The sequence below is a fragment of the Ornithinimicrobium ciconiae genome (genome assembly GCF_007197575.1).
Lineage (GTDB): Bacteria > Actinomycetota > Actinomycetes > Actinomycetales > Dermatophilaceae > Ornithinicoccus > Ornithinicoccus ciconiae.
Genome location: NZ_CP041616.1, coordinates 3,520,177 through 3,539,212, shown reverse-complemented (window position 1 = coordinate 3,539,212; position 19,036 = coordinate 3,520,177). Strand labels below are relative to the sequence as shown.

The following is a 19,036-nucleotide window of genomic DNA, read 5'->3' as shown; positions in this document are numbered from 1 at the left end:
TTGACCCAATGTGGGTGCAACGCACCAGAACGGCACTTCTTGCGAAGGCGCCGGCACATGCACAGAACGGCGCTTCCGAGCGGAATCGCCCACCGATCCGAGAGGACGTCTCATGACCGTCACGCTGAACAACCCCGAGGCCACCACCGAGCAGACCGGCGCGTCCGCCACCCAGGCCGCCGCCGCGGAGAAGTTGCGCACCGAGTGGGCCGCCAACCCGCGCTGGTCCGGCATCGAGCGCACCTACAGCGCCGAGGACGTGGTGCGACTGCGGGGCAGCGTGGTGGAGGAGCACACCCTCGCTCGCCGCGGCGCCGAGAAGCTCTGGGAGCAGCTGCAGACCAAGCCCTTCACCCGGGCCCTGGGTGCGCTGACCGGCAACCAGGCGGTCCAGCAGGTCCGCGGAGGCCTCGAGGCGATCTACCTCTCCGGCTGGCAGGTCGCCGCCGACGCCAACCTGGCTGGCCAGACCTACCCGGACCAGAGCCTCTATCCCGCCAACTCCGTGCCGGCCGTGGTGCGCCGCATCAACAACGCGCTGATGCGCGCTGACCAGATCGACTGGTCCAACGAGACCAACGGCACCGACTACCTGGTGCCGATCGTCGCTGACGCCGAGGCCGGCTTCGGTGGCCCGCTCAACGCGTTCGAGCTGATGAAGTCCATGATCGTCTCCGGCGCCGCCGGGGTGCACTGGGAGGACCAGCTCGCCTCGGAGAAGAAGTGCGGCCACCTCGGTGGCAAGGTGCTCGTCCCCACCACCCAGCACGTGCGCACCCTCAACGCCGCACGCCTGGCGGCCGACACGCTCAACGTCCCGAGCCTGGTGATCGCCCGCACCGACGCGCTCGCCGCTGACCTGCTCACCAGCGACGTGGACCCGATCGACCAGGAGTTCATCACCGGGGAGCGCACCAGCGAGGGCTTCTTCCGGGTGCGCAACGGCATCGAGCCGGTGCTGGCGCGCGCCAAGGCCTACGCCCCCTACTGCGACCTGATCTGGGTCGAGACCGGCACCCCCGACCTCGGCCTGGCCCGCGAGTTCGCAACCGAGCTCCACAAGGAGTTCCCGGGCAAGATGCTGGCCTACAACTGCTCCCCGTCCTTCAACTGGAAGGCCGCGCTGTCCGACAGCGAGATCGCCGCCTTCCAGGACGAGCTCGGTGCCCTGGGATACAAGTTCCAGTTCATCACCCTGGCCGGCTTCCACGCACTGAACCACTCCATGTTCCACCTGGCTCACGGCTATGCCCGCACCGGGATGAGCGCCTACGTCGAGCTGCAGGAGGCCGAGTTCGCCGATGCCAACCGTGGCTACACCGCGGTCAAGCACCAGGCCGAGGTCGGCACCGGCTACTTTGACAAGGTCTCCACGGCCATCAACCCGACCAGCGGCACCCTCGCGCTGACCGGCTCCACCGAGGAAGAGCAGTTCCACTAAATCGCCCCGGCCACCGGCTGACCAGCCAATCCGGCCACACGACACGGCCAGACGACACCGGCCACACGACATACGAGAAGGAGAAAACGATGGCCACCACCACAGCCACCACACGGGGCACCAACGGCGCCGTCCAGGTCCGCGGCTCGGACCACCCCCGGTTCGACGAGATCCTCACCCCCGAGGCCCTGGACTTCGTGCGCCAGCTCGATGGTGCCTTCGCCGGCCGCCGCGCGGAACTGCTCCAGGCCCGCAGGGCCCGTCAGCACCAGATCAGTGCTGGCCGTGAGGAACTGGACTTCCTCCCCGAGACCCGCGGGGTCCGTGAGCACAAGTCCTGGCGCGTGGCCGAGCCCGCCCCGGGCCTGACCGACCGTCGCTGTGAGATGACCGGCCCGGCCAGCCGCAAACTGACCGTCAACGCCCTCAACTCCGGTGCCCGGGTGTGGATGGCCGACCTCGAGGACGCGACCGCGCCCACCTGGTTCAACGTGATCGACGGCCAGCTCAACCTCTTCGACGCGATCCGCGGCCAGATCGACTTCACTGATGAGAACGGCAAGGAGTATGCCGTCCGCGGGCAGACACCGACCATCGTCATGCGGCCGCGTGGCTGGCACCTGTGTGAGAAGCACCTGTCGGTCGACGGGCGGCCGCTGCCGGCCTCGTTGGTTGACTTCGGGCTCTACTTCTTCCACAACGCCCAGGAGCTCATTGAGCGGGGCGCCGGTCCGTACTTCTACCTGCCCAAGCTGGAGTCGCACCTGGAGGCCCGCCTCTGGAACGACGTCTTCATCCTGGCGCAGGACCTGCTGGGCATCCCGCAGGGCACCATCCGCGCGACGGTGCTGATCGAGACGGTGTCCGCGGCGTTCGAGATGGAGGAGATCCTCTATGAGCTGCGCGATCACTCGTCGGGCCTGAACGCGGGTCGCTGGGACTACATCTTCAGCTACATCCGCACCTTCGCCCAGCGCGGACCGGAGTTCGTCCTGCCGGAGCGTGCCGAGGTCACCATGACCACGCCGTTCATGCGCGCCTACACCGAGCTGCTGGTCAAGACCTGCCACAAGCGTGGTGCCCACGCGATCGGGGGCATGGCAGCCTTCGTGCCCGACCGCACGGATGAGGCGGCCGCGGCCGCGGCGCTGGAGAAGATCCGGGCCGACAAGGAGCGCGAGGCCGAAGATGGTTTCGACGGCTCCTGGGTGGCCCACCCGGCGCTCGTCCCGGCCTGCACCGAGGTCTTCGACCAGGTCCTCGGTGAGAACCCGGACCAGCGCAGCCGTCAGCGCCCGGAGGTGGAGGTCACCGCGAGCGACCTGCTCACCGGCGTGCCGGACCCGACGGTCACCGAGTCCGGGGTGCGCACCAACATCGCGGTGTCGCTGCGTTACCTGGCAGCCTGGACCGCCGGCACCGGGGCCGTCGCCATCGACAACCTGATGGAGGACGCCGCCACCGTCGAGATCTCGCGTGGTCAGCTGTGGCAGTGGATCCGCAACCGCACCCCGCTGGACGACCTGCGGGTGGTCACCCGCCAGCTGGTCGCCGACCTCATCGAGGAGGAGGCCGGACGGCTCACCGCCGAGGGCGGTCCGGAGGTCGCGGAGCCCCTGGCCCGTGCCCGTGAGGTGCTGGAGTATGTGGCGCTGGGTGAGTACCTGCCCGGGTTCTTCACCAACTACGCCTACGTCCGCTACCTCATCGACAAGCCGATGACCGGTCCGCTGGACAAGGAGGACCTGCGGATGTCGGAGCGGGTCCCCGGCGCCGGGCAGTCGGAGGACGCGGCCTGACCTGGTGTGCGATGGTCCGCCCACCCTGTCAGTGGTGGTCCGCCCCCCTGTGAGCGATGAGACATACTGCGCGCGATGCGACGTCCTGCACGTCGCATCGCGCGCAGCGCTGCCGGCTCGCGGAGGACCGGACCGGGGCCGGGAGGCCGACTAGGGTGATGCTGTGCCAACGACGCCCACAGTGACCCCAGCCGACATCGACGCCGCCCGCGAGGTCCTCGCCGGTGTTATCCAGCCGACGCCGATGGAGTTCAGCCAGGCGTTGAGCACGCTGGCCGGCACCTCCGTGCACCTGAAGTGCGAGAACATGGGTCGGGCCGGGTCGTTCAAGATCCGCGGCGCCTACAACCGGATGGCCGGGCTCTCCGCGGAGGAACGCGCGCGCGGGGTCGTGGCGGCGAGCGCCGGCAACCACGCGCAGGGTGTGGCCCTCGCCGCCAAACTGCTCGGTATCGAGGCCACCGTCTTCATGCCCAACGGAGCCTCCATGCCCAAGCTGCGGGCCACCAGAGGCTATGGGGCCACGGTCGAGCAGGTCGGCAGCACCATCGACGACTGCATCGAGCGGGCCCGGGCCTTCGAGCAGGAGACCGGCGCCGTCTTTATCCCGCCCTTCGACCACCCCGCCATCGTGGCTGGACAGGGCACCTGCGGGCTGGAGATCCTGGAGCAGGTCCCTGACGTCGGCACGATCCTGGTCTGCCTGGGCGGCGGGGGCCTCCTCGCCGGGATCGCCACCGCGGTCAAGGCCGTGCGGCCGGACGTGCGGGTCATCGGTGTGCAGGCCGAGGAGGCAGCGGCCTGGCCGGGCTCCCTGGCCGCGGGACACCCGGTGGCCGTGTCCTCGATGACCACGATGGCCGACGGCATCGCGGTGGGTCGACCCGGTGATGTCCCGTTCGATCTGGTGCGCGACCTCGTCGACTCGGTCGAGACCGTCGGTGAGGACTCGATCGCCAGGGCCATGCTGTTCCTGCTGGAGCGGGCCAAACTCGTGGTCGAGCCGGCCGGAGCCGCAGCTGCCGCCCACCTGATGAACCAGGCGGCCGCGGCCGGGGAAGAGCCGGCCTTCGACCCCGACAAGCCCGTCGTGGTGGTGCTCTCCGGTGGCAACATCGACACCCTGCTGATGCTGCGGATCATCCGCACCGGCCTGGGCATCGCCGGGCGCTACCTGCAGTTCCGGGTCACGGTGCCCGACCGTCCCGGCTCGCTGTCCGCGCTGCTCGCGCTGCTCGCCGAGGAGCGGGCCAACGTCCTGGAGGTCCAGCACGGGCGCACCACGGCCGCGCTGAGGGTGCACGAGGTGCAGATCGGCGTCACGGTCGAGACCGACGGGCACGAGCACTCCGACAGGGTCGTCCAGGCCCTCAACCACCACGGCTACCGGCCGGTGCTGGCCGGCTGACGGCATACAACAACGCCCCGCGGCGGCCGGTTGACAACCGGCGCGCGGGGCGTCTGTGGCCAGCGTGGCTGGCCCCTGCTCAGGAGGAGTAGGGCGTCGCGGAGATGACCTTGACGTCGATGCTCTTGCCGTTGGGGGCGGTGAAGGTCACGTTGTCACCGGGGCCGTGGCCCAGGATCGCCGCACCCATCGGGGACTTCTCGCTGTAGACGGTCAGCGTCTCGTCGTCACCGATGATCTCGCGGCTGCCGAGCAGGAACTTCTCGGTGTCGCCGAACATCTCGACGGTCACGATCATCCCGGGCTCGACGACACCGTCGTCCGCCGGGGCGTCACCGATGGTGACGTTCTGCAGCAGCTGCTCGAGCTGGCGGATGCGGGCCTCCATCTTGCCCTGCTCCTCCTTGGCCGCGTGGTAGCCACCGTTCTCCTTGAGGTCGCCCTCCTCGCGGGCCTCCTCGATGCGCTGGGAGATCTCGGTGCGTCCCTCGCCCTTGAGATGGGCCAACTCCGCCTGCAGGCGGGCGTGCGCCTCGGGCGTCAGGTAGGTAGCCGTCTGCTTGGTGGTTGTGTCGGTCACTTCAGTCACTCCTCGGGTCACGAGCCAGGGCCGGGTCTCGCGCAGTGCGGAGTCCCTGTCACGATCAAACAGTGAGGTCCGGGCGATGGGATGTCCTGAGGTTTCCTTGTGCTCAGGTCGTCCGGCCCGGACCTTCTCGAGGTTTAAGTCTAACAAGGAAACGGCCAATGACCATCTGAGCAGGTCACGATCCGGTCACGAGTATGCCGGCCGGCGGGTCTGTGCAGCCCGCGCCGCAGAGGTGGTCGAGACGGGCGTCAGCCGGTGTAGGAGCAGGAGTCGACATAGCCCGTCACGGCCCGGCTCACCGTGCGCAACGGCTCCACGTGGCGGGTCGGGGAGGTGTCGGCCGGGGGCACCGTGACCTGGCCGGTGCCGACCCTGGCGTGGTGCTCGTCCAGGGCGTGCAGGTCGCAGGTGACGGCGCGGGTGGGATCCCGGCGGACGTCAAACCTGACGTCGATCTGCTCGTCAGAGACGATCTCGAAGCCGGCGTTGTACCAGTGCACCTTGCCGCTCGCGCCCGCGATGCCGAACCAGATGGCGAAGGCCGTCATCACGACGACTCCCACGGTGCCCACGATCCACCAGGTGCGGCGAGAGACTGTGGGTGCTGCGGTGCTGCTCATGGGGCTCCGTCCGGGGTGGATGGACTCGCGGTGACATCGGGACCAGGTCGCGCTGGGTGCGGTGGGGACATCAAGCCTGCCGGAGGGTGAGAGGATGGGTGGTGCTGTCGCGCCGGGGCGCGACACCATTGTCCGTCACCCCAGACACGAGGAGCACAAGGGTGTCTCAGGAACTCCGCCTGATGGCCGTCCACGCACACCCGGACGACGAGTCCAGCAAGGGCGCTGCCACCACGGCAAAGTATGTCGCCGAGGGCGTGCAGGTGATGGTGGTGTCCTGCACCGGCGGCGAGCGCGGCGACATCCTCAACGAGGCGCTCAAAGGCAACACCCGCATCGAGCGTGACCTTACGCAGGTGCGCCGCGATGAGATGGCCCGGGCCGCCGAGATCCTCGGCGTGCAGCACACCTGGCTGGGCTTCGTCGACTCCGGTCTGCCTGAGGGAGACCCGCTCCCGCCGCTGCCGCCGGGCTGCTTCGCGCTGGAGCCGGTCGACGTGACGACCGAGGCGCTGGTGCGGGTCATCCGTGAGTTCCGTCCGCACGTGCTGACCACCTATGACGAGAACGGCGGCTATCCGCACCCCGACCACATCATGACCCACGTGGTGTCGATGGCGGCCTTCCACGCGGCCGGTGACCCCACGGCATACCCGCATGCTGGGCAGCCCTGGCAGCCGCAGAAGCTCTACTACTCCGGCTGGTCGATCAAGCGGATCCGCACGATCCACGACGCGATGCTCGCCGAGGGACTGGAGTCGCCCTACGAGGACTGGGTCACCGGCGCGCGCAACCGGCCGGAGCGGGACGTGAACACCCACGTGGAGTGCGCCGAGTTCTTCCCCGTGCGGGACGACGCCCTGCGGGCCCACGCGACCCAGGTGGATCCCGAAGGGTTCTGGTTTGCCGTCCCGATGGAGCTGCAGCAGAGGGTGCACGCTACCGAGGACTGGGAGCTTGCGCGGTCGCTGGTCGAGCCCTCCTTCCCGGAGTCGGACCTGTTCGCCGGGCTGCGCGAGCTGGACCTGGAGGCCGTATGCCGTCAGGAGCCCGCGCGGGACGCTGACGGTGAGGTGGTGGTCGCCTACCGCTCGGTCCCGCCGCCCCCGGTCGACGCGGACGGCGACGGCATCGACGACGCCCGCCAGACCGACGACCTGCACGACGAGATCACCGAGGTTGAGGGGCACCATGACCGCGACCAGAGTCACGAGGCCGACGAGGCGCACGTCGACGCGCACGGCGACGAGCAGGCCTCATGAACGGCACGAGTGTTGAGGTCACCGGCGGCCTGGGAGCCTTCCTGGGGCTGTTCTTCCTCGCCGTCGCCGTCATCTTCCTGGGCTATGACCTCAGCAGACGACTCCGCCGCCTCGACCACCAGGAGAAGCTGCGCCTCGAGGAGGAGCGGCTGACTCAGGAGCGCCGCGACCGACTGGCTCACGAGACAGACGCGGCAGCAGCAGGTGACGGCTCCGCCTCAACCGGGGACTCCGGAGATGAGCAGCAGCGGGGGGCGGGAGACGAGCAGCAGCGTGGGGCGGGAGACGGTCGGCGAGCCGATCCGGACGGCGACGCGCCTCCGACAGGCTGAGGTCAGCCGGCAGCAGCCGGGATCGCGCCGTAGACCGAGAAGGACACCGCGATGTAGTGCGCGGCGAAGGCCAGGATCGTGAAGGCGTGGAAGATCTCGTGGAAGCCGAACCAGCGCGGTGAGGGGTTGGGCCGCTTGGTGCCGTAGACGACGGCGCCCAGGGTGTAGAGCAGCCCGCCGACCGCGATGAGCGCCACCACTCCTGCGCCGCCATTGCGCCAGAAGCCCGGCAGATAGAAGACCGCGACCCAGCCGAGCGCGACATAGACGGGCGTGTAGAGCCAGCGCGGCGCGCCGACCCAGAGCACGCGGAACAGGACCCCGGCGATGGCTCCGCTCCAGACGATCCAGAGCAGGGTCTGTCCCTGCCCCTCGGGCAGGAGCAGCACCGCGAACGGCGTGTAGGTGCCGGCGATGATCAGGAAGATGTTGGCGTGGTCCAGCCGCTTGAGGATCCGGCTGGTCCGGGCACTGAAGTGACCGTTGCCGCGGTGATAGATCGCCGAGGTGCCAAACAGCAGCACCGCGGTGATCGCGAAGATGGCCGCCGCGATGCGGGAGGGGGTGTCGGGGGCGAAGCTGACCAGGACGATGCCGCCGGCCAGGGCCAGTGGGGTCGTGACCAGGTGAAGCCACCCGCGCAGCCGGGGCTTGATGGCCGCGACTGCCTCCCGTGCAGCGTCCTTGACCTCGTGGGCGGACTCCCGGACCTCTTGCACAGCAGACTCCGTGGCCTGGTGCACGCGGCCTCGGTCCTTGGCGGGCGAAGAGCGGTGTTCCATGGACCAATACTAACCTACGATGACGTAGGTTACGAGTGGGTAACCTAAGAATTGTCACGAGACTTGCCACACTCCACCGCGTGACGGCGAGTAGGTTGACGCTATGCGTTCTCCCCGCGACCTGCTCTATCGGGTCTACAACAGATCGCTGACCAGGCATCTTCCGGCAGATCGCATGCCGCGCCACGTGGGGGTCATGCTCGATGGCAACCGCCGCTGGGCCAGGTTGCGCGGCGCAGACACCGCCCAGGGCCACCGTGCGGGCGCGGACAACATCGCGCCGCTGCTCGAGTGGTGCCGGGAGGCGGGGGTCGAGGTGGTGACTCTGTGGCTGCTGTCCACGGACAACCTGCGCCGCGATGTCCGTGAGGTGGAGCCCCTGCTGCAGATCATCGAGGACGTCGTGTCCGAGCTGGCCGAGGTGGATCGGTGGCGGATCAACCTGGTCGGGGCCGCCCACCTGCTGCCCGAGAAGACGGTGCGCGTGCTGCGCGCCGCCGTCGAGCGCACGGCCGAGGTGGACGGCATGGTCGTGAATGTGGCGATCGGCTATGGCGGGCGCCAGGAGATCGCCGACGCGGTGCGCTCCCTGCTGGCCGAGGCGGCCGAGCGGGGGACGCCGATCGCTGAGCTGGCTCAGACCCTTGAGGTGGACGACATCGCCGAGCACCTCTACACCAAGGGTCAGCCCGACCCGGACCTGGTGATCCGCACCAGCGGCGAGCAGCGGCTCGGCGGATTCCTGCTCTGGCAGAGCGCACACAGTGAGTTCTACTTCTGTGAGGCCTACTGGCCGGACTTCCGCAAGGTCGACTTCCTGCGTGCGCTGCGGGCCTACGCCGAGCGGGAGCGTCGGTTCGGCAACTGAGCGCAGCGCTGGGGGTGCCCGGCACGGGCCGGTCGCAGGAGAACCTGCGGTGACGCCGCGGTGAACCCTTCGGGACGCGAGGCGGCACGTTTGCCGAAACGCCGCGCTAATGACCCCTCCCGGGGCGCGTCGCGCCTAACGTCAGGGGTGACGCAGGACACCCGTCCTCGTTCGGGAGGCTCACCACATGGAGCGACAGCTCTGGGCGGGGGGCCGGCGCCGGCACCTCGACCGCGTGGTCTGGGTCCCGTCCCGGTCAGCCCACCGCCGTCACGCGTAGCGCTTGCACGCGTGCAGGGAGAGTCGACATGGCATCCACCACCAGCCGATCCGTCACCCGTTCCACGCGCGCTGCTTCTACTACGCCCGCCGCTGTCTCAACCACTGCTGCCGCAGCACCCGTCGCCGATCTTGCTGCCTCCGCGACGAGCACCAAGACCTATGTCCTGGACACCTCCGTCCTGCTGTCCGACCCGCGGGCGCTGCTGAGGTTTGCCGAGCACCAGGTGATCCTGCCGATCGTGGTGATCACCGAGCTCGAGGCCAAGAGGCACCACCCGGAGCTGGGCTACTTTGCCCGGGAGGCGCTGCGGCTGCTCGATGATCTGCGGGTCAAGCACGACGGTCTGAGCGACCTCGTGCCAGTGGGCACCACGGGAGGCACCCTGCGGGTGGAGCTCAATCACACCGACCCCGCCTCACTGCCGGCCGGCTTCCGCCTCGGGGACAACGACTCGCGGATCCTGGCAGTGGCCTGCAACTTCAGTGCCGAGGGTCACGACGTGACGGTGGTCAGCAAGGACTTGCCGATGCGGGTCAAGGCCTCGGCGTGCGGGCTGGACGCCCAGGAGTATCGCGCCGAGCTGGCGGTGGAGTCCGGCTGGACCGGCATGGCCGAGCTGGAGGTGGATGACGCTGGCATGACCACGCTCTATGAGACCGGCCGCCTGGAGCACGAGGCCGCCCAGGATCTGCTGGTGCACACCGGTCTGACGGTGTTCGGCCCGTCCGGAAGTGCGCTCGCTCGGGTGGCCCCGGACCGTGCCGTCAAGCTGGTGCGTGGGGACCGCGATGCCTTTGGCCTGCACGGCCGCTCGGCAGAGCAGCGCATCGCCCTCGACCTCCTGCTCGACCCCGACGTGGGGATCGTCAGCCTCGGTGGGCGAGCCGGCACCGGCAAGTCAGCGCTGGCGCTGTGCGCTGGGCTCGAGGCAGTGATGGAGCGTCGCCAGCACCGCAAGGTGATCGTCTTTCGTCCGCTGTATGCCGTGGGCGGCCAGGAGCTCGGCTACCTCCCAGGCACGGAGAACGAGAAGATGGGGCCGTGGGCCCAGGCGGTCTTCGACACTCTCGGGGCCGTGGTGTCCAAGGAGGTCGTGGAGGAGATCATCGATCGCGACATGCTCGAGGTGCTGCCGCTGACCCACATCCGCGGGCGCTCGCTCCACGACGCCTTTGTCATCGTGGACGAGGCGCAGTCACTCGAGCGCAATGTGCTGCTCACTGTCCTCTCCCGGATCGGACAGAGTTCGCGGGTGGTGCTGACCCACGACGTGGCCCAGCGGGACAACCTGCGCGTTGGGCGTCATGACGGCGTCGCCGCCGTCATCGAGACGCTCAAGGGGCACCCGCTGTTCGCCCACGTCACGCTGCACCGCAGTGAGCGCAGCCCGATCGCAGCGCTGGTCACCGATCTGCTCGAGGGCGACGACTCGATGGCCTGACCCTGACTGGGTGCGCAGCGCCAGACCACATACGTCACACCAGCCCCACAGGCCTCTCTCGCCGGCCTGTGGGGAGGTGTGACGTTGACCACGTAACCCCTGGTTGAATTTGCGAACTCTTGACTCCGGCTGTCACCGTAGAAGGACACATCACGATTTGATAACGCTCGTGACCGTTTCCCCCGCTGCATCTGGCAGCCGACGGTGCCCCGGGCGTGGAGGTTCTCTCTTGTCCAATGCCCCTGACCTTTCTGTGCTGCCCGACAGCGACGACACTGCTTCCGGCAAGCACCGCAATGGCCGCCGCCTGCACCGCGGCGCCACCGCCGTCACCGCGATCATCGCGGCTGGCGCGGTCGCCATGGCCACCTATGCCGCGATGCCGGTGACCACATCCCCGACTCTTGACGGCGACGGTGTGGCGAACAGCATCTCCGACGCCAGCCCCTTCGTTGGCGACGCCGCACTGCGCAGCGTCGTCGACGGCGCCCAGTCGCCGCTGGCTGACGCTGTCGGTCAGGTCGACCAGCAGCTGGCTGACTCGCAGCTGCACTTCTCCGCCTGGAGCGCCCGCAAGGGTGGCGACGCGGCGACCGAGCGGTCCGAGACGATCGCCGCCGAGCGTGCCGCTGCCGAGCAGGCGGCCGCTGAGGAGGCCGCTGCCCAGCGTGCCGAGGAGGCCGCCGCTGCTGAGGCCGCTGCTACTGAGGCTGCAGCCGCAGAGCGCGAGCAGGCCGCTTCCCGGTCCGAGGAGCGCGTCGAGGCGCCGGTGGAGGAAGCCGCCCCGGCTCCGCAGCCGGCCCCGGAGCCCGAGCCGGAGCCGGAGCCCGCCCCGGCGCCGCCGGCCGGTGACGCTCGGTCCATCGCCCGCAACATGCTCGGCAGCTACGGCTGGAGCCAGGACCAGTTCGGTTGCCTGGACTCGCTGTGGATGCGTGAGAGCGGCTGGAACCACACCGCGACCAACCCCTCGTCCGGGGCCTACGGCATCCCGCAGTCGCTGCCGGCCAGCAAGATGGCCAGCGCTGGCTCGGACTGGCGCACCAACCCCGCGACGCAGATCCGCTGGGGCCTGGGCTACATCCAGGGCCGCTATGGCAGCCCCTGCTCTGCCTGGGCGCACTCGCAGTCCGTCGGCTGGTACTGAGCCACCCGCGCTGACGCTGCGCACCGCCGCAGCGTCACCAGCAACGCATGCCGCGCACCGTGAAGGTGCCTGGCACCAGGACCCCGGTCCGACCGTCATGGTCGGGCCGGGGTCTGCTGCGTGCGGGGCCTCGTGCTCGTGCCCCGGGTGGGTGGCGCCGCCCTGAGGGCACGGGGGAGACTGGAGGCATGACTGTCGACCCCAGCCCCTCGACCTCAACACCCGACGTCCCGATGCGGACGGAGCACGACTCGATGGGGGAGGTGCAGGTGCCGGCCGATGCGTTGTATGCCGCGCAGACCGCCCGCGCCGTCGAGAACTTCCCGATCTCCGGGCAACCGGTGCCACCGGCCATCGTCCACGCCCTGGCGCTGCTGAAGTCCGCAGCCGCCGCGGTCAACGCCGAGTTCGAGGTGATCGACCCCGACCGGGCGCGGGCGATCGGCGAGGCGGCGGACGAGGTCGTGCAGGGGCGCCACGACGCACACTTCCCGATCGACGTTTATCAGACCGGATCGGGCACCTCGACCAACATGAACGTCAACGAGGTCGTGGCGACGCTGGCGAACAGGGCCACCGGCGGCGAGCCCACCGTCCACCCCAACGACCACGTCAACGCCGGTCAGTCCAGCAATGACACCTTCCCCTCCGCGATCCGGGTCGCCGCCGCCCGCCTGGTCCGTGACGAGTTGCTGCCCGCCCTGGAGCACCTCGAGCAGTCTCTGGCAGACAAGGCCGCAGAGTTCGCCGACGTCGTCAAGGCTGGTCGGACACACCTGATGGACGCGGTGCCGGTCACGCTGGGCCAGGAGTTCGGGGGCTATGCCCGCCAGATCGAGCTCGGCCGCCAACGCGTGCGCTTTGCCGCCGAGACACAGGTCAACGAGCTGCCCCTCGGCGGCACCGCGGCGGGGACCGGCCTCAATGCCCATCCCGAGTTCGCCCCGCGGGTGATCGCCGAGGTGTCCCGACGCACGGGGGTGGACTTCGTCGAGGCAGCGGACCACTTCGAGGCCCAGTCCACGCAGGACGCCCTCGTCGCGCTCAGCGGGGAGCTGCGCGTGGTCGCTGTCTCCCTGACCAAGATCTGCAACGACCTGCGCTGGATGGGCTCCGGGCCGCGGGCTGGGCTGCAGGAGATCCAGCTGCCCGACCTGCAGCCGGGGTCCTCGATCATGCCGGGCAAGGTCAACCCGGTGCTGCCGGAGGCCACCTTGATGGTGTGCGCCCGGGTCATCGGCAACGACGCGACGGTGACCTTTGGTGGTGCCAGCGGCACCTTTGAGCTCAATGTGATGCTGCCGGTCATGGGTCAGGCGCTGGTCGAGTCGATCACCCTGCTGGCCAACTCATCGCGCGTCCTGGCGGACCGGTGCATCTCCGGGATCACTGCCAATATCGAGCACAACCGGGAGCTCGCCGAGAGTTCGAGTGCGATCGTCACCCCGCTCAACAAGTACATCGGCTATGAGGCAGCTGCCGCAGTGGCCAAGCAGTCGCTGGCCAACCGGCAGACCATCCGTGAGGTCGTCATCGAGCGCGGCCACGTCGAGCGGGGCGAGCTGACCGAGGAGCAGCTGGACGCGGCGCTGGACGTCCTGGCGATGACTCGCCCGCACAGCTGACCGGGCGCGTGGGCTTGCGCTCACACAGCTGCCCGGGTGCGCGAGCTTGCGCCCGCAGAGGTGACCGGGCGCGCGCTGGGTCGGATCGGGGGACCGGCGCGTCCGGCATACTCACAGCCGACGTAGGCGCACCCGGTTGACGGCGTGGTCCTCACCCTTGCTGAGCACGAGCGTGGCCCGGCCGCGGGTCGGCAGGATGTTCTCCACCAGGTTGGGGGCGTTGATGGCGTCCCAGATGCTCGAGGCGACATCGTGCGCGGCGGCGTCGTCGAGGCTCGCATAGCGGTGGAAGTAGGATTCCGGCTGGCTGAACGCGGTGTGCCGCAACTCCTGGAACCGGTCGACATACCACTTCTCGATCAGTTCCTGCTTGGCGTCGACATAGATCGAGAAGTCGAAGAAGTCGGCAACCGAGAGCCCGGTGCGGCCGTCGCTGTGCTGGCGGGGCGGCTGCAGGACATTGAGCCCCTCGACGATCAGCACGTCCGGGCAGTGGACCACGACCCGCTCGCCGGGGACGATGTCGTAGGTGATGTGGGAGTAGACCGGGGCAGCCACCTCGGCCTTGCCGGACTTGACCTCCATGACAAAGCGCAGCAGGGCGCGGCGGTCATAGCTCTCGGGATATCCCTTGCGCGCCATCAGGCTGCGCTCGTGGAGTGTCTTGTTCGGATAGAGGAAGCCGTCGGTGGTGACGAGCTCGACGACCGGCTTGGACTCCCAGCGCTGGATGAGGGCCTGCAGGATGCGGGCGGTGGTCGACTTGCCCACCGCGACCGACCCCGCGACGCCGATCACGAAGGGGGTGCGCTCGTGACGCTCGCCCAGGAAGTTGCTGGTGACCTGGTGCAGCTGCTCGACCTCGTGCTCGTAGAAGGAGAGCAGCCGCGACAGCGGCAGATAGACCTCCTCGATCTCCTGCAGATCGAGGCGTTCACCCAGACCCTGCAGACGGGTGATGTCCTCCTGGGAGAGCAGCATCGGGTGCTGCTGGCGCAACGCGGCCCAACTTGCCCGATCAAGCTCGACATAGGGCGAGGTGACGCCGGCGCCGTTGGTAGCCATGGGTGACATTGTGCACGGCCGTGGGATGCGACTTGTTGGGGCCGCACGGATTAGGCTGCTCCCCATGTGTGGAATCGTCGGATACGTCGGTCCGAACCCCAGCGCCAAGGCCCTTGACGTCGTGATGGAGGGCTTGACTCGCCTGGAGTACCGCGGCTATGACTCTGCCGGTGTCGCGTTGATCGGCGACGGTGAGGTAGTCGGTGAGAAGCGAGCCGGCAAGCTCAGCAACCTCGTCGAGGCGCTCAACGCGCACCCGCTGCCCGAGACCGCGACCGCGATCGGTCACACCCGGTGGGCCACTCACGGCGGACCGACCGACGGCAACGCCCACCCGCACCGCGGCGGGACCGACCGCAAGCTGGCGCTGGTGCACAACGGCATCATCGAGAACTTCCACGCGCTGAAGAAGCAGCTGCTCGCAGAGGGCGTGGAGTTTGCCTCCGAGACGGACACCGAGGTGGTGGCCCACCTGGTGTCCCAGGCCTTCGGGCGCACCGGGGACCTGACCCAGGCCATGCGGGAGGTCGTCAACACCCTGGCCGGTGCCTTCACCCTGCTCGCGGTCCACGCGGACCAGCCCGACGTGGTGGTCGGTGCCCGCCGCAACTCCCCGCTGGTCGTGGGCCTGGGCGAGGGCGAGAACTTCCTCGGCTCCGACGTCGCCGCGTTCATCGGCTACACCCGCCACGCCCTCGAGCTCGGCCAGGACCAGATCGTCACGATCACCCCGGACAGCTACTCGGTCATCAACTTCGACGGCACCCCCAGCGACGGCAAGGCCTACGAGGTCACCTGGGACTCGGCGGCCGCGGAGAAGGGCGGCTACGACACCTTCATGGAGAAGGAGATCAACGACCAGCCGCACGCAGTCGCTGACACCCTGCTGGGGCGCACCGACGAGCGCGGCCACCTGGTTCTGGACGAGATGGGCATGTCCGAGGAGGACCTGCGCGCGATCACCAAGATCGTCATCGTGGCCTGCGGCACCGCGGCGTATGCCGGGATGGTCGCCAAGTACGCCATCGAGCGGTGGGCGCGGATCCCCGTCGAGGTCGAGCTGGCCCACGAGTTCCGCTATCGCGACCCGGTGATCGATGAGCAGACCCTGGTGGTCTCGATCAGCCAGTCCGGGGAGACGATGGACACCCTGATGGCGGTCCGCCACGCCAAGGATCTCGGCGCTCGCACCATCTCGATCTGCAACACGCACGGCTCGACGATCCCGCGCGAGTCCGACGGTGTGCTCTATACCCACGCCGGGCCGGAGATCGCCGTCGCCTCCACCAAGGCCTTCCTGGCGCAGATCACCGCCAGCTACATCCTCGGCCTCTATCTCGTCCAGGTCCGCGAGGGCAACGAGGAGGGCGTCGCCGAGGTGATGAGCGAGTTGCAGGCCATCCCGGACAAGATCCAGCAGGTGCTGGACGGCATGGACCGGGTCAAGGAGATCGCCCGGTTCATGGCTGACACCCGCGCGGTCCTCTTCCTGGGCCGGCACGTCGGCTACCCGGTGGCCATGGAGGGCGCGCTCAAGCTCAAGGAGCTGGCCTACATCCACGCTGAGGGCTTCGCCGCGGGTGAGCTCAAGCACGGTCCGATCGCGCTCATCGAGCCTGGCCAGCCGGTCTTCATCGTGGTGCCCTCGCCGGACTCCGAGCACGGTCTGCACGGCAAGGTGGTCTCCAACATCCAGGAGATCCGGGCCCGTGGCGCCCGCACGCTGGTCATCGCCGAGGAGGGCGATGAGGACGTGGTGCCGTTTGCCGACGAGGTGATCCGCATCCCGCGCTCGCCCGCGCTGCTCGCGCCGCTGCTGTCAGTAGTGCCGCTGCAGGTCTTCGCTCTCGAGTTGTCCACCGCCAAGGGCTTGGACGTCGACCAACCGCGCAACCTGGCCAAGTCCGTCACGGTCGAGTGAGCCGGAGATGATCATCGGCGTCGGCATCGATGTCGTCGACATCCCCCGCTTCGGGGCCACGCTGGCGCGCACCCCACGCCTCCTCGAGCGGCTCTTCACCCCCAGCGAGCGCGGCCTGCGCCTGCCCTCGCTCGCGGCCCGGTTCGCCGCCAAGGAGGCCCTGGCCAAGAGCCTGGGAGCGCCGGTGGGCCTGAGCTGGCAGGACGCCAACGTGGTCAAGGACGAGTGGGGTCGCCCGGACCTGGAGATCCGAGGCAGCGTGCTCGCCCGGGCTGAGCAGCTCAAGATCACCACGCTGCACGTCTCCCTCTCGCACGACGCCGGCATCGCCTCGGCGGTCGTCATCGCGGAGGGCTGAGTCGTGGGTGTGCCAACGAGCCGCGCTCCCGCGGCGGTGCCGGCATGAGGCGCGCCTTCAGCATCACCGCGGTCCGTGCCGCCGAGCAGGTGGCGATGGCTGACCTTGAGCCCGGCACCCTGATGCAGCGCGCCGCCGACGCGCTCGCGGAGGTGGTCCTGACCCGTTGCCGTGAGCGGTCTGGGGCCTCGGTGGTCGTTCTGGTCGGCCCCGGCGACAACGGCGGAGACGCGCTGTATGCCGCCGCGCGCCTCATCGAGCACCTCTCGGTGATCGTCGTGCAGGTCGGTGAGGCGGTCCACGAGGGTGGTCTGGGCGCGGTCACCACGGCGGGCCTTCCGGTGCTTCGCGTGGCGCGCACCCGCCGCGCGCTGACCAAGCCGATCCGCCAGGCCCTCGATGAGGCCGATGTGGTCGTCGACGGACTGCTCGGCATCGGCGGACGTCCCGGGCTGACCGGTGCGATGGCTGGGCTGGCGGACGCGGTGCCGGAGTCGGCCCTGGTGATCGCCGTGGACCTGCCCAGCGGTGTCGATCCTGCTGGCGAGATCACCCCGACCAAGACGTTCGTCGCCGATGAGACCGTGACCTTTGGGATGGCCAAACCGGTGCATCTGCTGCCGGCGACCCGACCTGCCGTGGGGCGGGTGAGCGTCATCGACATCGGTGTCCCCGAGCCGGCCGCCGCGCTGGCTGAGCAGCTGATGCCCTCGGACGTCCCCGCGCTGTGGCCCATCCCTGGCTCCTCTGATGACAAGTACTCCCGTGGTGTCCTGGGGGTGATCGCTGGCAGCGCCCGCTATCCGGGGGCGGCGGTCCTGGCGGTGACCGCCGCGGTGGAGGCCGGGGCGGGCATGGTGCGTTATGTCGGCCCTGATCTCGCGACCCAGCAGGTGCTCGCGGCCTGCCCCGAGGCGGTGCCCGGTCAGGGCCGGGTGCAGACCTGGGTCATCGGTCCCGGGATCGACCCGGATGACACGACCTACGACATACGTCGTCAGATCGATGCCTGCCGCGGCGCGCTCGCCTCGGACCTGCCCGTGGTGGTGGATGCCGGTGCGCTGGACCTGATCGAGGGACCCCGGGAGGCGCCCACCCTGCTGACCCCGCACGCGGGGGAACTGGCGCGGATGTTGAGCCGCCTCGAGCACGGCCGCGTCTTCCACCGCACCCAGGTCAGTGCAGCGCCGTTGCAGCACGCGCGGCGACTCGTCGAGCTGACCGGGGCGACGGTGCTGCTTAAGGGCGCCACGACCCTGGTCGTCTCACATGACGTGGACCGCCCACTCCGCGTCCAGTGCGACGGTCCGGCGTGGCTGGCGACCGCGGGTGCGGGCGACGTGCTGGCCGGGCTGGTCGGCACCCTCGTCGCTTCCGGGCTGGACCCCCTGGATGCCGGCTCTCTCGCCGCTCTCGTGCACGGTCGTGCGGCCCACCGTGCCAACCCCGGCGGACCGGTACGGGCCCGCGGCGTAGCCCGCGCCATCCCGAGCACCGTCGCGGACCTGCTGCGGTCCTGATCGCTGATCGGAAGGTCCGGACGGGAGCAGGCAGTCCGATACGGCCCGACGGTCACGCGTGCCGCGAGGACGCCGAGCGCTGCACCGGTGCCGCACGGTTGCCGATAGTGTTCCGATATGGATCAGAGATTGAGCCTCGTGACGCTTGGCGTCCGCGACCTGGACCGGGCGACCACCTTCTACACGGCACTGGGCTGGGAGCGGGCACCCTCACCAGAGGGCGTTGTGTTCTTCCAGACAGGGGGCATCGTCGTCGCGCTGTGGGACCGCGCCGCCCTGGAGGTCGACTCGTGTGCCGAGGACTCCGGAGGGTGGGGCGGCGTGACCCTGGCTTATAACGTCAACAGTCGCGAGGAGGTCGACGACGCCCTCGACGAGGCCGAGGCCGCCGGAGCCACCATCGGTCGACGCGGGGGCGGGACCTTCTGGGGCGGCTACTCCGGAGTGTTCACCGACCCAGAGGGCCACCCGTGGGAGGTCTCGCACAACCCGTTCTGGAGTGTGACGGAGGACGGTCGGACGCTGCTCGGAGACGGCCGGGGCTGACCTCTGCTCAGCGCGCCAGAGCCGCCTGG

At 69.3% G+C, this 19,036-nt stretch carries 17 protein-coding genes; 13 read left to right on the top strand and 4 right to left on the bottom strand.

Going from position 1 to position 19,036, the window contains the following annotated elements:
• Positions 1 to 112 precede the first annotated feature (112 nt).
• The 3 genes from aceA (at position 113) to ilvA (ending at position 4,648) form a co-directional block, all read left to right on the top strand.
• On the top strand, positions 113 to 1,441 hold the full coding sequence (gene aceA / locus FNH13_RS16400) for an isocitrate lyase (RefSeq protein WP_143784441.1): 1,329 nt from the start codon (positions 113 to 115) through the stop codon (positions 1,439 to 1,441).
• 89 nt (positions 1,442 to 1,530) lie between these two features.
• Positions 1,531 to 3,240 carry a malate synthase A gene (aceB, locus tag FNH13_RS16395; protein WP_143784440.1) on the top strand — a complete coding sequence of 570 codons (1,710 nt, stop codon included), beginning with the start codon at positions 1,531 to 1,533 and terminating at the stop codon, positions 3,238 to 3,240.
• Positions 3,241 to 3,403: 163 nt separating this feature from the next.
• Positions 3,404 to 4,648, top strand: coding sequence for a threonine ammonia-lyase (gene ilvA / locus FNH13_RS16390; protein ID WP_143784439.1), 1,245 nt, complete (start codon positions 3,404 to 3,406; stop codon positions 4,646 to 4,648).
• 79 nt (positions 4,649 to 4,727) lie between these two features.
• Here the strand turns inward: ilvA and greA are convergent, their stop codons facing one another.
• Together greA and FNH13_RS16380 are read right to left on the bottom strand one after the other, a co-directional pair.
• Positions 4,728 to 5,228, bottom strand: a complete 501-nt coding sequence (greA, locus tag FNH13_RS16385; protein ID WP_143784438.1) for a transcription elongation factor GreA — start codon at positions 5,226 to 5,228, stop codon at positions 4,728 to 4,730.
• A gap of 257 nt (positions 5,229 to 5,485) precedes the next feature.
• A complete protein-coding gene (locus tag FNH13_RS16380; RefSeq protein WP_165700155.1) occupies positions 5,486 to 5,857 on the bottom strand; it encodes a DUF4307 domain-containing protein in 372 nt (123 codons plus the stop codon).
• Between the two features lie 161 nt (positions 5,858 to 6,018).
• Here FNH13_RS16380 and mca point away from each other — a divergent pair, with 161 nt between their 5' ends.
• Together mca and FNH13_RS16370 are read left to right on the top strand one after the other, a co-directional pair.
• Complete coding sequence (gene mca / locus FNH13_RS16375; RefSeq protein ID WP_143784436.1) at positions 6,019 to 7,119, top strand: mycothiol conjugate amidase Mca; 1,101 nt, start codon at positions 6,019 to 6,021, stop codon at positions 7,117 to 7,119.
• Complete coding sequence (locus tag FNH13_RS16370) at positions 7,116 to 7,451, top strand: hypothetical protein (RefSeq protein WP_143784435.1); 336 nt, start codon at positions 7,116 to 7,118, stop codon at positions 7,449 to 7,451. Before mca ends, FNH13_RS16370 begins: the two co-directional genes overlap by 4 nt.
• Positions 7,452 to 7,453: 2 nt before the next feature.
• Here FNH13_RS16370 and trhA read toward each other — a convergent pair whose 3' ends face one another.
• A complete protein-coding gene (trhA, locus tag FNH13_RS16365) occupies positions 7,454 to 8,233 on the bottom strand; it encodes a PAQR family membrane homeostasis protein TrhA (RefSeq protein ID WP_143784434.1) in 780 nt (259 codons plus the stop codon).
• A gap of 103 nt (positions 8,234 to 8,336) precedes the next feature.
• On the opposite strand from trhA, the gene FNH13_RS16360 reads away from it, so the two are divergent.
• From FNH13_RS16360 to FNH13_RS16340, 4 genes are all read left to right on the top strand, one after another.
• Positions 8,337 to 9,101: an isoprenyl transferase gene (locus FNH13_RS16360; protein ID WP_143784433.1), complete on the top strand. Its 765-nt coding sequence runs from the start codon at positions 8,337 to 8,339 to the stop codon at positions 9,099 to 9,101.
• A gap of 308 nt (positions 9,102 to 9,409) precedes the next feature.
• Positions 9,410 to 10,825 (top strand): PhoH family protein, encoded by a 1,416-nt coding sequence (locus FNH13_RS16355; RefSeq protein WP_143784432.1) that lies wholly within the window; start codon positions 9,410 to 9,412, stop codon positions 10,823 to 10,825.
• 229 nt (positions 10,826 to 11,054) lie between these two features.
• Entirely contained in the window at positions 11,055 to 11,972 is a 918-nt protein-coding gene (locus FNH13_RS19355; RefSeq protein ID WP_202878810.1) for an aggregation-promoting factor C-terminal-like domain-containing protein, read from the top strand.
• A gap of 188 nt (positions 11,973 to 12,160) precedes the next feature.
• Positions 12,161 to 13,597 carry a class II fumarate hydratase gene (locus tag FNH13_RS16340; RefSeq protein WP_143784431.1) on the top strand — a complete coding sequence of 479 codons (1,437 nt, stop codon included), beginning with the start codon at positions 12,161 to 12,163 and terminating at the stop codon, positions 13,595 to 13,597.
• Positions 13,598 to 13,708: 111 nt separating this feature from the next.
• On the opposite strand, the gene coaA is transcribed toward FNH13_RS16340, so the two are convergent.
• On the bottom strand, positions 13,709 to 14,671 hold the full coding sequence (gene coaA / locus FNH13_RS16335; protein ID WP_407669910.1) for a type I pantothenate kinase: 963 nt from the start codon (positions 14,669 to 14,671) through the stop codon (positions 13,709 to 13,711).
• Between the two features lie 55 nt (positions 14,672 to 14,726).
• On the opposite strand from coaA, the gene glmS reads away from it, so the two are divergent.
• The 4 genes from glmS to FNH13_RS16315 all read left to right on the top strand — a co-directional run bounded on the left by glmS (position 14,727) and on the right by FNH13_RS16315 (position 19,007).
• Positions 14,727 to 16,583: a glutamine--fructose-6-phosphate transaminase (isomerizing) gene (gene glmS / locus FNH13_RS16330; protein WP_143784429.1), complete on the top strand. Its 1,857-nt coding sequence runs from the start codon at positions 14,727 to 14,729 to the stop codon at positions 16,581 to 16,583.
• 7 nt (positions 16,584 to 16,590) lie between these two features.
• Positions 16,591 to 16,941, top strand: a complete 351-nt coding sequence (locus FNH13_RS16325) for a holo-ACP synthase (RefSeq protein ID WP_143784428.1) — start codon at positions 16,591 to 16,593, stop codon at positions 16,939 to 16,941.
• Between the two features lie 44 nt (positions 16,942 to 16,985).
• Complete coding sequence (locus tag FNH13_RS16320) at positions 16,986 to 18,461, top strand: NAD(P)H-hydrate epimerase (RefSeq protein ID WP_143784427.1); 1,476 nt, start codon at positions 16,986 to 16,988, stop codon at positions 18,459 to 18,461.
• Between the two features lie 117 nt (positions 18,462 to 18,578).
• Positions 18,579 to 19,007 (top strand): VOC family protein, encoded by a 429-nt coding sequence (locus FNH13_RS16315; RefSeq protein ID WP_143784426.1) that lies wholly within the window; start codon positions 18,579 to 18,581, stop codon positions 19,005 to 19,007.
• The last annotated feature ends 29 nt before the right edge of the window (positions 19,008 to 19,036 follow it).

Excerpts from the sequence above, each read along its gene's own strand:
- aceA (WP_143784441.1), top strand. The coding sequence starts at position 113 with ATGACCGTCACGCTGAACAACCCCGAGGCCACCACCGAGCAGACCGGC.
- aceB (WP_143784440.1), top strand. The coding sequence starts at position 1,531 with ATGGCCACCACCACAGCCACCACACGGGGCACCAACGGCGCCGTCCAG.
- FNH13_RS16380 (WP_165700155.1), bottom strand. The coding sequence starts at position 5,857 with ATGAGCAGCACCGCAGCACCCACAGTCTCTCGCCGCACCTGGTGGATC.
- FNH13_RS16370 (WP_143784435.1), top strand. The coding sequence starts at position 7,116 with ATGAACGGCACGAGTGTTGAGGTCACCGGCGGCCTGGGAGCCTTCCTG.
- trhA (WP_143784434.1), bottom strand. The coding sequence starts at position 8,233 with ATGGAACACCGCTCTTCGCCCGCCAAGGACCGAGGCCGCGTGCACCAG.
- FNH13_RS16360 (WP_143784433.1), top strand. The coding sequence starts at position 8,337 with ATGCGTTCTCCCCGCGACCTGCTCTATCGGGTCTACAACAGATCGCTG.
- FNH13_RS16355 (WP_143784432.1), top strand. The coding sequence starts at position 9,410 with ATGGCATCCACCACCAGCCGATCCGTCACCCGTTCCACGCGCGCTGCT.
- FNH13_RS16340 (WP_143784431.1), top strand. The coding sequence starts at position 12,161 with ATGACTGTCGACCCCAGCCCCTCGACCTCAACACCCGACGTCCCGATG.
- coaA (WP_407669910.1), bottom strand. The coding sequence starts at position 14,671 with ATGTCACCCATGGCTACCAACGGCGCCGGCGTCACCTCGCCCTATGTC.
- glmS (WP_143784429.1), top strand. The coding sequence starts at position 14,727 with ATGTGTGGAATCGTCGGATACGTCGGTCCGAACCCCAGCGCCAAGGCC.
- FNH13_RS16325 (WP_143784428.1), top strand. The coding sequence starts at position 16,591 with ATGATCATCGGCGTCGGCATCGATGTCGTCGACATCCCCCGCTTCGGG.
- FNH13_RS16320 (WP_143784427.1), top strand. The coding sequence starts at position 16,986 with ATGAGGCGCGCCTTCAGCATCACCGCGGTCCGTGCCGCCGAGCAGGTG.
- FNH13_RS16315 (WP_143784426.1), top strand. The coding sequence starts at position 18,579 with ATGGATCAGAGATTGAGCCTCGTGACGCTTGGCGTCCGCGACCTGGAC.